We start from the raw sequence: 549 nt of genomic DNA on the forward strand, positions 1-549 counted from the left end.
GTCTCGGCTGAGTGCATCAGTGATAACGGGCAGCTTGGCACTGTGACTGCTGCGACTGACGGTAATGCCGCCGTCCAGGGGGACAAGGGGGCTGTCAAGGTTCCGTCCTGTGCTGCTGCTGGTAAGGGCCACAACACCGGCAAGATGCATATCGACGCCTTCAACGATCTGGATGGCACGACCACCCGCGTATGGGAAACGAACGCTCCCACGGTCGATCCGAACGAACCGCTGTGTGATCCGACCAAGCCTGGCGCTGGCTGCAAGCTTGAAATTTCCATCGACGGCAAGCCCTGCACCATTGGAAACCTCGAGTGCGAACACTGGACCCAGGTCGATCAGGCAGACTCCACCCACACTCGCGTTTCCTGCAAACACGGACCCTATGCCGTCGCTCTCGCCGTCTGCGCACCGTTGGAAGGTGCCTATTATCCCGGTGGCAGGACCGCCACACAGGCTAATACCGACGGCGATCCCAACACGTCGGATAACACCGACTTCAAGGGCAGTCCACTGCCCAATAATCCCGCTCCGCAGACACTCCCCGGT

The 549-nt window shown here is 60.3% G+C and carries 1 protein-coding gene; it reads left to right on the forward strand.

Annotation, left to right across the window (positions count from 1 at the left end; translation table 11 throughout):
- Positions 1 to 144: 144 nt before the first annotated feature.
- On the forward strand, positions 145 to 549 hold a 405-nt coding region (locus AC1DE7_RS31830; protein ID WP_477535896.1), incomplete at its 3' end, for a hypothetical protein.

The organism is Paenibacillus sp. 10L310 (assembly GCF_056395745.1).